Annotated in this window: 13 protein-coding genes; 12 read left to right on the top strand and 1 reads right to left on the bottom strand. The window is 44.8% G+C overall.

Annotated features, from left to right (window positions below):
* The first annotated feature begins 8 nt into the window (after window positions 1–8).
* The 9 genes from murD (at window position 9) to lpxC (ending at window position 10,308) form a co-directional block, all read left to right on the top strand.
* A complete protein-coding gene (murD, locus tag MHM98_RS03000) occupies window positions 9–1,334 on the top strand; it encodes a UDP-N-acetylmuramoyl-L-alanine--D-glutamate ligase (protein ID WP_239437753.1) in 1,326 nt (441 codons plus the stop codon).
* The gene (gene ftsW / locus MHM98_RS02995) at window positions 1,324–2,532 is read left to right on the top strand and encodes a cell division protein FtsW (RefSeq protein ID WP_239437752.1); all 1,209 of its coding nucleotides are present in this window, start codon (window positions 1,324–1,326) and stop codon (window positions 2,530–2,532) included. Before murD ends, ftsW begins: the two co-directional genes overlap by 11 nt.
* Window positions 2,532–3,635, top strand: a complete 1,104-nt coding sequence (gene murG / locus MHM98_RS02990; protein ID WP_239437751.1) for an undecaprenyldiphospho-muramoylpentapeptide beta-N-acetylglucosaminyltransferase — start codon at window positions 2,532–2,534, stop codon at window positions 3,633–3,635. Before ftsW ends, murG begins: the two co-directional genes overlap by 1 nt.
* Window positions 3,636–5,105 carry a UDP-N-acetylmuramate--L-alanine ligase gene (murC, locus tag MHM98_RS02985; protein ID WP_239437750.1) on the top strand — a complete coding sequence of 490 codons (1,470 nt, stop codon included), beginning with the start codon at window positions 3,636–3,638 and terminating at the stop codon, window positions 5,103–5,105.
* On the top strand, window positions 5,105–6,022 hold the full coding sequence (locus MHM98_RS02980) for a D-alanine--D-alanine ligase (protein WP_239437749.1): 918 nt from the start codon (window positions 5,105–5,107) through the stop codon (window positions 6,020–6,022). The genes murC and MHM98_RS02980 overlap by 1 nt, the downstream gene beginning before the upstream one ends.
* A 4-nt stretch (window positions 6,023–6,026) precedes the next feature.
* Entirely contained in the window at window positions 6,027–6,812 is a 786-nt protein-coding gene (locus MHM98_RS02975) for a cell division protein FtsQ/DivIB (RefSeq protein ID WP_239437748.1), read from the top strand.
* Entirely contained in the window at window positions 6,799–8,031 is a 1,233-nt protein-coding gene (gene ftsA / locus MHM98_RS02970; protein ID WP_239437747.1) for a cell division protein FtsA, read from the top strand. Before MHM98_RS02975 ends, ftsA begins: the two co-directional genes overlap by 14 nt.
* Window positions 8,032–8,080: 49 nt before the next feature.
* Window positions 8,081–9,235: a cell division protein FtsZ gene (gene ftsZ / locus MHM98_RS02965; protein ID WP_239437746.1), complete on the top strand. Its 1,155-nt coding sequence runs from the start codon at window positions 8,081–8,083 to the stop codon at window positions 9,233–9,235.
* Between the two features lie 155 nt (window positions 9,236–9,390).
* Window positions 9,391–10,308, top strand: a complete 918-nt coding sequence (lpxC, locus tag MHM98_RS02960) for a UDP-3-O-acyl-N-acetylglucosamine deacetylase (RefSeq protein WP_239437745.1) — start codon at window positions 9,391–9,393, stop codon at window positions 10,306–10,308.
* Between the two features lie 45 nt (window positions 10,309–10,353).
* Here lpxC and MHM98_RS02955 read toward each other — a convergent pair whose 3' ends face one another.
* Window positions 10,354–10,806, bottom strand: coding sequence for a DciA family protein (locus tag MHM98_RS02955; protein WP_239437744.1), 453 nt, complete (start codon window positions 10,804–10,806; stop codon window positions 10,354–10,356).
* Window positions 10,807–10,833: 27 nt separating this feature from the next.
* Here MHM98_RS02955 and MHM98_RS02950 point away from each other — a divergent pair, with 27 nt between their 5' ends.
* From MHM98_RS02950 to MHM98_RS02940, 3 genes are all read left to right on the top strand, one after another.
* Entirely contained in the window at window positions 10,834–11,763 is a 930-nt protein-coding gene (locus tag MHM98_RS02950; protein WP_239437743.1) for a M23 family metallopeptidase, read from the top strand.
* A gap of 323 nt (window positions 11,764–12,086) precedes the next feature.
* The gene (gene secA / locus MHM98_RS02945; RefSeq protein ID WP_239437742.1) at window positions 12,087–14,798 is read left to right on the top strand and encodes a preprotein translocase subunit SecA; all 2,712 of its coding nucleotides are present in this window, start codon (window positions 12,087–12,089) and stop codon (window positions 14,796–14,798) included.
* A gap of 74 nt (window positions 14,799–14,872) precedes the next feature.
* Window positions 14,873–15,106 carry a hypothetical protein gene (locus tag MHM98_RS02940; protein WP_239437741.1) on the top strand — a complete coding sequence of 78 codons (234 nt, stop codon included), beginning with the start codon at window positions 14,873–14,875 and terminating at the stop codon, window positions 15,104–15,106.
* The last annotated feature ends 79 nt before the right edge of the window (window positions 15,107–15,185 follow it).

Genomic DNA, 15,185 nt, shown 5'->3' with positions numbered 1-15,185 from the left:
GACAACTCATGAATTTTAACGGGCAAGAGATCACAAAAGTTGCAGTCATTGGTTTGGGTATGACTGGACGCTCTTGCGCGTCTTATTTGATCAAACAAGGTCTTCTACCGTTATTAGTTGATACGCGCGAGAATTTAGATAGATCACTGTTACCTGAACCTTTTGCTCAGTGTGAATTGGCGCTTGGTGATCTCGATAATATCGATTTTGCTGAGTATCAACTATTAGTGGTAAGCCCTGGGATTAGTATCCGTCAACCAGCGTTCGAAAAAGCCAAAGCACAAGGCTGTATTGTCGCTGGTGATATTGAGCTTTTTGCAAATGCGGTCTCTGTTCCCGTGTTAGCTATTACAGGCTCAAACGGTAAAACAACAGTGACATCGCTGCTTGAGGCTATGGCCAAAGAAAATGGTGTTAATGCAATTGCTGCCGGAAATATTGGCGTTCCCGTACTTGATGTAGTGGATGATAAATCCATTGAGCTTTTCATTCTTGAATTATCGAGCTTCCAGTTAGAAACTACCGATAACTTATGCCTTAAAGCCGCAACTGTATTGAATATTAGCGACGATCATATGGACCGATACGACGGGTTAGATGATTACGCGCAGGCTAAACAGCGCATTTACCGCAATTGTCAGATGCCGATTGTTAATCGTCAAGATGCTCGTACTCATATGCTTGATGGACGTGGTCAGTCTTTTGGTCTCGACGCTCCAGCTAACGACAATGAATTTGGCCTTAAAAACGGTAGTTTAATGCGTGGTGATACCCCGTTAATGTCTGTTAATGATATGGCGATGGTGGGAGTGCATAACCAACTTAACGCCCAAGCGGCCATTGCGCTTGGCTTGCAGGTGGGCTTTAGCCTTGATGCGATGATTGCAACCCTCAAGTCCTTCACTGGGTTAGAGCACCGTTGTCAAAAAGTAGCCTCCAATGACGGTATTTTATGGCTTAACGATTCTAAGGCTACTAACGTGGGCGCGACACTAGCAGCACTTGAAGGACTCAAGTCTCACGATGGTAATCTAGTGCTAATTGCTGGTGGTGATGCCAAAGGTGGTGATTTATCACCGCTGCTTAAGCCGTTTAATGAGCAAGTCAGTGACATTATCGTGATGGGCAAAGATGCTCACTTATTTAAATCGCTATCTGACAATGTGCGTGAAGTAAATAACATGCAAGAGGCGGTTTCTCTTGCGGCGTCTTTAGCAAATCGCGGTGATATTGTATTACTGTCACCAGCTTGCGCTAGCATCGATATGTTTAGTAATTACATGGAACGCGGCCAGCAGTTCATGACTGCGGTGGGAGGCTTGCATGAGCACTAAGCAAATGAACTTCTTCCCAGCGTCTTTCACGTCGATTTTTAAAGAAATCAAAGGCGAGCGCCGTGCTAAACACGTGCCTCTCTACGACAGAACGCTTTTTGTGTTGGTGTCTAGCCTTATTTTGATTGGATTTGTAATTGTCGCCTCAGCATCAATGCCTGAAGGGCAGCGATTAACGGGTAATCCGTTCCACTTTATTCAGCGTCACGTGGTTTATGTTATCGGCTCAATTATTATTATGATTGTAGGCCTGCAAGTTCCCATGAAAGTGTGGCAAAAATACAGTGGCTGGATCTTACTTATTTCAATAATGGCGCTGATTTTAGTGTTGGTGGCTGGTAAAACGGTAAACGGTAGTCAGCGTTGGCTGTCGGCAGGTCCTATTAACATTCAGGTATCTGAAATTGCTAAATTGACCTTCTTTTGTTATCTCGCGGCTTATATTGTGCGCCGGCATGAAGAAGTGACAGAGCGCGCTAAAGGCTTCTATAAGCCGCTTGCGGTATTTGTCATTATTGCGGCGCTTATTTTAAAGCAGCCTGATTTAGGCACCGTTGTGGTAATGTTTGTGACTACCGTGGGCATGTTGTTTTTGGCGGGCGCAAAAATTCGCGACTTCTTTGCCTTGATTATCGTTGGTGTCACCTTGGTGGTGGGGCTGATTATTTTCGAGCCCTATCGAATGGCTCGTGTCACTTCCTTTTTAGATCCTTGGCAAGATCCTTTCGGTAAAGGTTATCAATTGACGCAATCGCTAATGGCCTTTGGTCGCGGTGATTGGTTGGGGCAAGGCTTGGGCAATTCAATTCAAAAGCTAGAGTATCTGCCTGAAGCGCATACCGACTTTATTTTTGCCATTTGGGCGGAAGAAACCGGTCTGATAGGCGTCTGCACTTTATTATTACTGCAATTAGTATTAGCATTGCGCGCCCTAAATATCGGACGTAAGGCCTTACTTGCTGATCATCACTTTACCGGATACTTGGCAATGGGTATCGGCTTATGGCTCAGTTTTCAAGCGGCGGTAAACACAGGTGCTGCTAGTGGTATCTTGCCAACTAAAGGATTAACCTTACCGCTGGTAAGTTACGGTGGTAGTAGCTTGTGGGTGATGACGCTAGCGATAGTTATTTTATTGAGAATTGATCACGAACGCCGACTCGATTGTGTTCAAGCAACGCACCGAGGAGCGTCATAATGGCTAAACGATTATTAGTGATGGCTGGTGGCACTGGCGGCCATGTATTTCCTGGGCTTGCTGTGGCGAACATGCTGCGTGACCAAGGTTGGGAGATTCATTGGTTAGGCTGTGCAACGCGTATGGAAGCTGATTTAGTACCCAAGCACAATATAGATATTTCTTACATTGATGTTGAAGGTGTGCGTGGCAACGGCATTGTTCGCTTATTAAAAGCGCCGTTTAAATTAATGCGCTCGGTATGGCAGGCCAAAAAAGTTATTAAGTCATTTAAGCCTGACGTTATCTTGGGCATGGGGGGCTTTGCTAGTGGACCTGGCGGTATTGCAGCGAAATTAGCTGGTATTCCATTGGTCTTGCATGAGCAAAATGCGGTCGCTGGCATGACCAATCGCTATTTAGCCAATATGGCAACTCGCGTGATGGTTGCCTTTGACGGGGCGCTATCGGAGCATCAACCTCAGGTTGTCGGTAATCCCGTACGCAAAGATATTGTTGATTTGGGACGTTTAACACCAGCACTAGGTGACAAACTCAATATTTTATTGATTGGCGGTAGCTTAGGAGCTAAAGCACTAAATGAGATGTTGCCACAAACGCTGCCACTACTTAGTGAACTCGATGTCACTATTAAACATCAAGCAGGCAAGAATAACGGTCAGGGTGTATTAGCGGCTTATCAAGCACAGGTTGCTGATTGTGCTGATTACGTCCAAGCAACCGATTTTATCGATGATATGGCCAGTGCTTATCAATGGGCAGATATGATTATTTGCCGCGCTGGCGCCTTGACGGTTTCAGAGGTTGCAGCGGTAGGCTTGCCAGCTGTTTTCGTACCTTTGCCTTATGCCGTGGATGACCATCAAACTAAAAATGCGCAAGCGCTGAGTGATAAAGGTGCTGCCTTTGTGATGCAACAGTCACAAATGACGCCGCAAAGTTTGAGCGAGAAAATTAAACAAATGAGTGTTCGCACTCAGTTAGAACAAATGCATAACGCCAGTCAAACGCTGGCGATAACAGATGCGACAGAGCAGGTGGCTAAGGTCATTTGCGAGCTTGCACAGCAAGACTTTGTCGCAGTGAAAGACGGAAGTAGTTAGATGACAAAAATTTGCAGCGATAAGCTTAGCCAACTTCGCCAACGCGTTCCGCAAATGCGCCGCGTTAATCGTATCCATTTCATTGGAATAGGCGGTGCAGGCATGGGCGGAATTGCTGAGGTGTTAGCCAACGAAGGTTATCAGGTAACGGGTTCAGATCAGGCGACTAATCGTGTGACAGAGCGCTTAACCGACTTAGGCGCAACTGTTTATCTCGGCCATCAAGCGGCACAAGTAGAAGGTGCTTGTGTGGTTGTGGTTTCCACTGCGATTGATGAGTTAAACCCTGAGATTATTCGTGCTAAAGAGCTGCGTATTCCTATTGTGCAGCGCGCGCAAATGCTGGCTGAACTCATGCGTTTTAGACACGGTATTGCTGTGGCTGGCACTCACGGTAAAACCACAACCACTAGTTTAACCGCGAGTATTTTTGCCAAGGCTGAACTTGATCCGACCTATGTTATCGGTGGCTTACTCAATAGCTCTGGCACAAACGCCAAGCTGGGGTGTAGCGAGTATTTAATCGCCGAAGCAGATGAAAGTGATGCATCTTTTCTTCATTTGCAGCCAATGGTAACCATAGTGACCAATATTGAAGCGGATCATATGGACACCTATCAAGGTGATTTTAGTAAGCTCGAAGATACCTTTATTGAGTTTATGCATAACCTACCGTTTTACGGGTTGGCTGTGCTGTGTATCGACGATGAAGTCAATCGCCAACTATTGCCGCGTATTTCACGCCATGTGACGACTTATGGCTTTAGTGAAGACGCCGATCTTCGTGCGACGGATTTTGTTCAGAACGCTAATAGTAGTAGCTTTGTTCTTCACCGCAATGGCCATAAGCCGCTTGAATTGACCCTTAATCTTCCGGGGCGTCACAACGTGCTTAACGCGATGGCGGCTATTGCCGTTGCCATGGACAGTGAGATTGGCGACGAGCATATCGTTGCGGCGTTGGCGGAGTTCCAAGGTATTGGTCGACGTTTTGAGCAGTTAGGTAATTTTGACACCGCTAAAGGCGAAGTGATGCTGGTTGATGATTATGGTCATCATCCGAGTGAAGTTGCAGCAACGATTAAAGCGGCGCGTCAAGGCTGGCCTGATAAGCGTCTGGTGATGATTTACCAGCCGCATCGCTATACGCGAACGCGCGACCTTTACGAAGATTTCGTCGACGTATTATCGCAAGTTGATGAGCTGATATTACTAGAAGTATACAGCGCCGGTGAAGAGCCAATTGTTGGCGCCGATAGCCGCGCATTGTGCCGCAGTATTAGAGCCCATAGCTCGTTTGAACCAATTTACGTCCCTAGCATCGAACAGTTGCCGCCACGTCTGGCGCAATTGATGAAAGATGGCGATTTAGTGATGACCCAAGGTGCCGGTAACGTTGGTATTTTAGCAAAAAATTTAAGTGCAATGGCATTGGATATCGATGCAATGAATGAAAGAGGACAAGAGTAATGGCTGAGTTTGGTAAAGTAGCCGTTATGTTTGGTGGCAATAGCGCAGAGCGTGAAATCTCGCTTATGTCAGGGCAGGCAGTACTAGACGGCCTGTTAGCCAACGGGGTAGATGCACATGCGTTTGATCCAAAAGATACCCCATTGAGTGAATTAAAAACGCAGGGCTTCGAGCGTGTGTTTAATGTGTTGCACGGCCGTGGTGGCGAAGATGGTACGTTGCAAGGGGCGCTAGAATTTTTAGACATTCCTTACACAGGCTCTGGTGTATTGGGTGCCGCACTGGCGATGGATAAAATTAAAACTAAGCAGATTTGGTGTTCGCTTGGTTTGCCAACCGCGAAGTTTGCGGTAGTGGAGTCAACTCAATCAACTGATTATCAGGCGGTTCTTAATGAACTCGGTGGCGTGGTGATGGTTAAACCTGCTAATGAAGGTTCGAGCATCGGCATGGCGAAAGTCGATAACGCTGAGGATTTAAAAAGCGCGATTGACGCCGCTAGTGAATTTGATCGCGAGATTTTAATTGAACAATGGATTGACGGTGGTGAATACACAGTCGCAATTTTAGGTGATAAAGCACTACCAGCGATTCACATGACGACGCCGAACGATTTTTACGACTATCAAGCGAAATATCAGTCGAGCACTACTGAGTATCATTGTCCTTGTGGTTTATCTCAAGAGGAAGAAGCTGAACTTGGTCAAATCGCTTTAAGAGCCTTTAACAGTGTAAATACAAAAGGCTGGGGACGCGTTGATTTTATGCGTGGCAGTGATGGTCAATGGTATTTGCTGGAAGTCAATACTGTTCCAGGCATGACGACTTCGAGCTTGGTACCTAAAGCGGCTAAGGTTGCTGGATTTAGCTTTAATGAGCTCGTGATGGAAATTTTAAAACAGACACTGGTGAAGTAACGTTGTGAGTAAAGGGCAACTAACACGCTGGCAAAAATTTAAGCAACTCGATCACGCCTATTGGAGTGGGGTGTTGTTTTTTGTGTTAGTTATCGGCTTTATCGTCTATTTGGGTCATAAAATGACCGAGAAAATGATGAATGCGCAAGATATGCCCGTATCAACACTACAAATTATAGGGACAAGGCCGTATAGTAGCGACCTAGAAATTCATCAGGCGTTATGGGAGCTAAGCGAAAGCGAAAGTTTTTTCTCTCTTAACGTAAAAGATGTACAGCAACGGCTCCAAGAAATACCTTGGATAAAACGTGTTGCAGTGCGTCGCCAGTGGCCAAACGGCTTGATTATTCATGTAACTGATCAAGTGCCAGTAGCCTATTGGAACGACGAACAATTATTAAATGACAAGGGTGAAGTGTTTAGCGCACCTGTTGACCGCATTAACCAGTGGTTACCGCATTTTTCGGGCCCAGATGATACGTCAAAGCAAGTGTTAACGGGTTATCGCGCACTGTGGCCGTTGTTAGACGGCGAGGGATTAACGCTAAGTGATATTGCACTTACCCCTCGTCAATCGTGGAGCGTCACGTTAGGTAACGGTAGTGTACTGGTACTAGGGCGCGGCAACGATGTAATAAGAAACGTAAGAATGGAACGTTTTTTAAAAGTTTATAAACACGTTTTACCTCACGGTAAAGATATCGATTATGTCGATTTGCGTTATGACGCGGGATTTGCCGTCAATTGGAAAAAACAGCTAGGAGATACAGCCAACAATGAGCAAGGCTAATGAAAGAGATCTAATCGTTGGATTAGATATCGGAACATCAAAAGTCGCGGTGATTATCGGAGAAATTTTAGCCGATGGCGATCTTAGTATTGTTGGTATTGGTAGCCAAAAATCCAAAGGGATGGAGAAGGCTGGCGTAAATGATCTCGATTCTGTTGTTAAAGCGGTGCAACGCGCACTTGACGAAGCTGAGCTGATGGCTGATTGCCAAGTCACATCGGTTAACTTGAGTATTTCTGGTAAACACATCGCCTGTCAAAATGAAAAGGGCATGGTGTCGATTAACGATGAAGAAGTTACCCAATACGACGTGGATAGTGTTATTCACACTGCGCGTTCGGTGAAGATTTCGGATGATCGCCGTATTCTTCATGTGATGCCAACCGAATACGCCATTGACGTGCAAGAAGGCATTAAATCGCCAATTGGCATGTCGGGCATGCGTATGGAAGCCCAGGTGCACATGGTTACTTGTGCTAGCGATATGGCGAAGAACATTGAGAAATGTGTGCAGCGCTGTGGTTTAAAAGTTGATGAACTAGTGTTTTCAGCCATCGCCTCGAGTTATAGCGTGTTAACCGAAGATGAAAAAGATTTAGGTGTTTGTTTAGTCGATATGGGCGGCGGCACTATGGATATTGCGGTATATACCAATGGCTCACTGCGCCATAGCGCGGTTATTCCAGTGGCTGGTTCACAAGTAACCTCTGATATCGCCAAGATTTTTAGAACGCCGCTGTCACATGCTGAAGATATCAAAATTGGTCACGCCTGTGCGCTAAGTCAAATGGTAGGGCAAGAAGACAATATCGAAGTGCCATCGGTTGGCGGTCGTCCAACGCGCACTATGTCGCGTCATACCTTGGCAGAAGTTGTAGAGCCGCGTTATCAAGAGCTTTATGAGCTTATATTAAATGAATTAACGCAAGCTGGTTTTAGTGACCAGATTGCCGCAGGTATCGTCCTAACAGGCGCAGCTGCGAAAATTGAGGGAGCAGTTGAGTTTGCTGAGGCCTGTTTTGGTATGCCGGTAAGACTAGCAAGCCCGACTCCTGTCAAAGGATTAAGTGATTACGTGCAAGATCCGAGTTATGCCGCCGGCGTCGGTTTATTGAAGTTTGGCAGCATCATGCGTGAAAGCGCACGTAACGAAGAGACACAAAATAGCGGAGTTAGTTTTATCAGCCGCATTAAAAATTGGATAAAAGGCGAGTTCTAATAGTTACCCGTTATTAGAGTTTGTTCATTAAGCGCAACGGAGAGAAATTATGTTTGAATTAATGTCAGATCACGCTGAAGAAGCGGTCATAAAGGTCATCGGTGTTGGCGGTGGTGGCGGTAACGCTATCGAGCACATGGTGAAGAAAACTATTGAAGGTGTAGAGTTTATTGTAGCGAATACCGATGCTCAAGCATTGCGTAACTCGTCTGCTGAAAGCACCATTCAAATTGGTAAAGGTACCACTAAAGGTCTTGGTGCTGGCGCTAACCCACAGGTTGGTCGTGAAGCTGCTATCGAAGATAAAGAAGCCATCATGGCAGCGCTTGAAGGTGCTGACATGGTATTTATCGCTGCTGGTATGGGCGGTGGTACAGGTACAGGTGCTGCGCCTATCGTTGCTGAAGTAGCGAAAGAGATGGGCATCTTAACTGTTGCTGTTGTTACTAAGCCGTTTAACTTCGAAGGTAAAAAACGTCTTAACTACGCCGAGCAAGGTATCACTATGCTAAGCGAGAGCGTTGATTCGTTAATCACTATTCCAAACGACAAGCTACTGAAAGTTTTAGGTAAAGGCACAGGTCTACTACAAGCGTTTGAAGAAGCAAATAACGTATTACTAGGTGCGGTACAAGGTATTGCAGAGCTAATTACCCGTTCTGGTTTAATCAACGTGGATTTCGCCGACGTTAAAACAGTTATGGCGGAAATGGGTACTGCGATGATGGGTACTGGTATTGCTAGTGGTGACGAGCGTGCTGATGAAGCGGCTGAGCTTGCGATTTCTAGTCCACTTCTTGAAGACATCGACCTTGCTGGCGCGCGCGGTATTCTTGTTAATATCACTGCGGGTATGGATATTAGCATTGATGAGTTTGAAACTGTTGGTAACGCGGTTAAAGGCTTCGCATCAGAAAACGCTACTGTTGTTGTTGGTGCGGTAATTGACCCTGATATGACAGACGAGCTACGTGTAACTGTTGTTGCAACGGGGATCGGCGCTGAAGCTCAGCCTGATATTAAGCTAGTGAAGCCAGAAGAAACGACTATGGTTAACCCAGCTGCGCCAAAAACGGCGACAATCGAACCTGCGGCAGAAGAAGACAGCATGGCTGCGGCCGTTAACAGTCAACCACAAAGCACTAATAACGGTGGATTAGAGTACTTAGATATTCCAGCGTTTTTACGTAAACAAGCTGATTAATCTGTCGTTAAGTTAAAGATCGCGATAGTACGAAAACTGTCGGTGAGCTCACTGTCTGAAACATTGCTAAATTCACACAATTGTTTGAATGGCTTGTTTCATGATAGAATGCCCGCCGTTGTAGATGATTGACATCAGATAGGGGTTGCTAATTTATGATTAAGCAAAGAACATTAGGTAAAGAAATCGACGCCGTTGGCGTAGGCTTACACTCTGGCGAAAAAGTTTCTCTAGTGATTAAACCTGCTCCGGTAAATACGGGTATTATTTATCGTCGCACCGATTTAACACCACACGTCGACATTCCAGGTGATGGCATGTTAGTGCGTGAAACTACCCTGTGTACCTGTCTAATTGACGATGCTGGCCATAAGATTTCGACTGTAGAGCATATCTCTTCAGCGCTGGCTGCTTTTGGTATCGACAATGCAATCATCGAGGTAGATGCACCTGAAATTCCAATTATGGATGGCAGTGCGAGTCCGTTTGTATTCTTATTGCAATCAGCTGGTGTGCAAGAGCAAAACTCTCCTAAGCGCTTTATTCGAATTAAGAAACCGATTCGAATTGAAGATGGCGACAAGTGGGCAGAATTCGTTCCTTATGACGGATTTAAAGTCGACTACGCTATCGATTTTGCACATCCTGAGATCAGCAATACTAAGCAACATCTAACAATGGATTTCACTAAAGCATCATTCGTTCGTGAAATCTCTCGTGCTCGTACCTTCGGTTTTATGAGTGATATCGAGTTATTGCGTGCTAACAACCTAGCGCTAGGTGGCAGCATGGAAAACGCAGTAGTACTTGATGAATATCGCGTATTAAACCCTGATGGTTTACGTGTCGATGATGAGTTTGTGAAACACAAGGTGTTAGATGCAATCGGCGATCTTTATTTAGCGGGTTACAGTATCATTGGTGAGTTCCGTGCTTTCAAAGCAGGGCATGCCATTAACAACATGTTGGTGCGCGAAATGTTAGCTCAGCAAGATTGTTTTGAAATGGTAACCTTCGAAGAAGAAGAAACGTCACCAATTTGTTATGGCGAGACGAATTTAGTTACTGCCTAACTTATTGAAATTAAAAAAATGACCGCTTAGGCGGTCATTTTTGTTTTAGCGCTTTGAAAGTTTAGCCAACCTTGTTAGCGTCGCTGCGAGCTCAGGTGGAGCACTTTGCGCTAACGCAGTAAGGTGCTCTGCTGTTTCAGCAGATATCTTGCGAGAGTTTGGTTTTGGCTCGGCTGGTTTGTCGTTGAATAACTCGGGATTTACCACTAATTCAACCGAGTGTAATGCAGGCGATATGCTTTGCTGCATTTGCATTAAAATCGATTGACTCAATTGCATCAGGCGTGTTTTCCAAACGCCGGATGCAACCTCAATCACTAATACGCCTTGGCGTAAATTAGCGACACGGCAATATTCTTCACTGCCGGGAATTAGCTCGGTTGTTAAAAATTGGTTAATAACTTGTAATTGACCTGCTTTTTGTTGTATTTTTGCCAGCTTACCCGACTTAGCTGTCAAAACATCTTGTAGTGAGTCTGGAGTATGGCGTGATTTCATAAGCGCTTAGAACTAAAGAGAGTAAGTATGAGTGTAACAAGTTTTGATTCGTCCAACCAAACTAATTCAATGGCGAGTTCTTCTAATTCTAAAACGTTTTTTAGCCCGAAAAAAATAATGGCCTTCGCTGTTTTGCAATTGGGAGTTATTGGCGCTTCTGCATACTTTACTTATCAACACTATGTAACTCCGACGCTAACCAGCCAAGCGATTAAAGACAAAAGTGAGCATCTTGCGATGCAACAAGCGCAAGTAGAAACCTTGAAATCACAAACGACGGCGCAATTATCAGTTCTTGCTCAGCGCATGGGAACACTCACTGCACGTATGAATCGCATCGATGCGCTGGGGGAGCGCTTGGCAAAGTCAGCAGATTACAGTGAGTTTAATTTTGCACAGTTACCTGCTGTTGGTGGTCCTGAACAGTATTCTGGGGTTGAGCAAAGTAGCGAGCTTTCTGCATTGTTGATGCAAATGGATGCGATGGTTGGCCATTTAGATTCGCAGCAAGAGCAATTGGATTTGCTTGAAACTGTGATGCTTAATCACGAAATCCACGAAGACAGTCGCATATCAGGTCGTCCAATTAAACGCGGCTGGATGTCATCGTTATACGGCATGCGAAACGATCCATTTAACGGCAAGTTAGCGATGCACAAGGGCGTCGATTTTGCTGGGAAAGATGGCGATGATGTGATGGCGACAGGCGCTGGCGTAGTTACTTGGTCTGGCAAGCGTTACGGTTACGGGCTACTCGTTGAAATCGATCACGGCGCTGGCCTCAAAACGCGCTACGCCCACGCTAAAGAGCTCAAAGTAAACGTTGGTGATGTGGTATCTAAAGGAGAGATCATTGCACTGATGGGCAATACTGGCCGTTCTACAGGCGCTCATGTTCACTATGAAGTGCTCAGTAAAGATAAACAGGTTAATCCGCGAAAATATATTTATCGATAAAGCTGAAATACTCCCATAAAGCCGCTGCAACAGCGGCTTTTTTGCGTTTATGGCAAAGCTAAAACTCAGTGTTTATTACAAGTGAGGATCTTTATTTTCACTAGGGATTGAACTTTAAACTATCGTCCCCATGTCTTGTACACAGGTGCTGTTAAATTGATTTAATTTCGACGGATCGGAAATAAGCCAAAATTTCCCTTATCAGAGGGTAAATAGGGCTATCTTATCTTGCTGAAATCAATAATAATAAGCGGCGAAATTTTCAAGAAAAAGATTGGCAGTGCACGTCAATCGCCAATCAATAAAAATAAATGGCCAATTAGATGTTAACAAAGATTTTTACTTCGGTATTTGGTAGCAAAAATGACCGTACGCTCAAGAAGTTGCGTAAAGTTGTTGCCTTAGTCAATGAACTAGAAAAAGAAATTGAAGCTCTGTCAGATGACGAGCTAAAACAAAAAACTGCTTATTTCAAAGAGCAACTAGAAGCGGGTAAAACCCTAGATGATATTCTACCTGAAGCCTTTGCTGTGGTACGTGAAGCGAGTAAGCGTGTATTTGAAATGCGCCACTTCGACGTTCAGCTTATCGGTGGTATGGTACTGCAATCAGGTCGTATCGCTGAGATGCGTACTGGTGAAGGTAAAACATTAACTGCAACTCTTGCGGCTTACCTTAACGGTTTAACTGGTAAAGGTGTTCACGTAATTACCGTCAATGATTACCTAGCGGCACGTGATGCAAACAACAACCGCCCGTTATTTGAATTCTTAGGCATGTCAGTGGGTATTTGTGTTGCTGGTATGGGGCACGAAGAGAAACAAGCGGCGTATGCTTGTGATATTACCTACGGTACAAACAACGAGTTTGGTTTCGATTACTTACGTGACAACATGGCGTTTTCACCGCAAGAGCGCGTACAGCGTCCACTGCATTACGCCATCATCGATGAGGTTGACTCAATTCTTATCGATGAAGCACGTACACCGCTAATCATTTCTGGTGCCGCGGAAGATAGCTCTGAGCTATACCGTCAAATCAATGAGCTTATTCCTAAGCTAACTAAGCAAGATAAAGAAGATACCGAAGAGTACACCGGTGACGGTCACTACACGGTTGACGAAAAATCTAAGCAAGTTCATCTAACTGAAACTGGTCAAGTTTTCGTTGAAGAAATGCTACAAGAGCACGGCCTAATGGGCGAGTTCGATTCATTATTCTCGGCAGCAAACATCAGCTTATTACACCATGTTAATGCAGCATTACGTGCCCACGTGTTATTTGAGCGCGACGTTGATTACATCGTTAAAAACGGCGAAGTTATTATCGTTGATGAGCACACAGGTCGTACGATGGAAGGTCGTCGTTGGTCTGAAGGTCTGCATCAAGCCGTTGAAGCACTTGAAGGTGTTGAGATTCAAAACGAGAACCAAACGCTGGCATCTATTACCTTCCAAAACTACTTCCGTCTGTACGAGAAGTTATCTGGTATGACGGGTACTGCTGATACTGAAGCGTTCGAGTTCCAACACATTTACGGTTTAGATACGGTTGTTATTCCAACAAACCGTCCTATGGTACGTAATGATATGGCTGACTTGATTTTCATGTCGGCTAAAGAAAAATACGAAGCCATTATCGTTGATATCAAAGCGTGTCAGGAGCGCGGCCAGCCGTCGCTCGTTGGTACGATTTCGATTGAATCGTCAGAGTATTTATCAGATTTACTTAAGAAAGAAAAAATTGAACATAGCGTACTTAATGCGAAGTTCCACCAACAAGAAGCTGAAATCATCGCTAAAGCGGGTGAGCCAGGTCGCGTAACAATCGCAACTAACATGGCGGGTCGTGGTACTGATATCGTGCTTGGTGGTAACTGGCAAGCACAAGTTGACGCCATGAAAGAGCCAACTGAAAAGCAAATCGCTCACATTAAAGAGCAATGGCAAATCCAGCACGACAAAGTGCTAGAAGCTGGTGGTTTATACATTCTTGGTACAGAGCGTCATGAGTCTCGTCGTATCGATAACCAATTACGTGGTCGTGCGGGTCGTCAAGGTGATGCTGGTGCATCGCGTTTCTACCTATCGATGGAAGATAGCTTAATGCGTATCTTCGCCTCTGAACGTATGACAGGCATGATGAAAAAGCTTGGCATGGAATACGGTGAGTCGATCGAGCATCCATGGGTTAACCGCGCTATTGAAAATGCACAACGCAAAGTTGAAGGCCGTAACTTCGATATGCGTAAGCAGTTACTTGAGTACGATGATGTTGCCAATGACCAACGCAAGGTAATTTACGAGCAACGCAACGAGTTAATGGATGAAGCTGATGTGTCTGCAACAATCAATAACATCCGCGGTGATGTTGTTGAAAAGACCATTCGTCAATACATTCCTTTCCAATCATTGGAAGAGCAATGGGATGTTGAAGGCTTAGAAGAGCGTCTTAAAGAAGACTTCCTCATCGAAATGCCTATTGGCCAAATGCTAAAAGATGACGATAAGCTGCACGAAGAAAACTTGGTAGAGAAAATCCAAGAAACTGTCGCTCAAGCTTACGAGTTAAAAGAGCAAATGGTTGGTAGCGATGTATTACGTCAGTTTGAAAAAGCTGTAATGCTACAAACCCTAGACGGTTTATGGAAAGATCACCTTGCAGCGATGGATCACTTGCGTCAAGGTATTCACTTACGTGGTTACGCGCAAAAGAATCCTAAGCAAGAGTTTAAACGCGAGTCATTTGAGTTATTCCAAGATCTACTAGAGTCGCTAAAAACCGACGTTATTGTGTTGTTATCTAAGATTCAGGTGCAAACACAAGAAGATGTAGATGCGGTTGAAGAGCAGCGTCGTCAGCAAGAAGCGACAGAGCTTGAATACCAACACCCAAGCGCGCATGAAGAAGACGAGAGCCACGGTCAACACGCCCAGCAGACTGTGATTCGCGAGACTGATAAGGTTGGTCGTAACGAACCTTGTCCTTGTGGTTCAGGTAAGAAATACAAGCAGTGTTGTGGTAAGTTAACCTAAATTATCGGTTTAATAACGCAATAATAAAAATGCCAACCAGCTTTGCTCGTTGGCATTTTTTATGGAAATAAGCGATGAAGTTAAAGGACTTAAAAATAATAATTGCTAGTGACATTTCTGCTGGCAGAGACGGAATAGGAATAGAGTTCTATTATTTAGGTGAGTTGCTATTGGAGGAGATTTTTAGAGACGATTGCAAGCAAACCCATGAGGTTACTTTGCATAGAAAAGAGGTGCTATTAAACGTTGTGCAGTATGCCATTGACTGCTATCAGCGAGAAATACCACAACAGTTTGTTGATGCTTGACTATATTCAACGTGGCTAGCTTGTGAACTTTGCCCATAAAAAAACGCGCTATCAGCGCGTTTTTTAATTTAGGTCAGTT

The organism is Psychrobium sp. MM17-31, from assembly GCF_022347785.1.
Taxonomy (GTDB): domain Bacteria; phylum Pseudomonadota; class Gammaproteobacteria; order Enterobacterales; family Psychrobiaceae; genus Psychrobium.
Note: the sequence above shows the minus strand (reverse complement) of the source record. Positions and strands in the feature narration are given on the sequence as shown.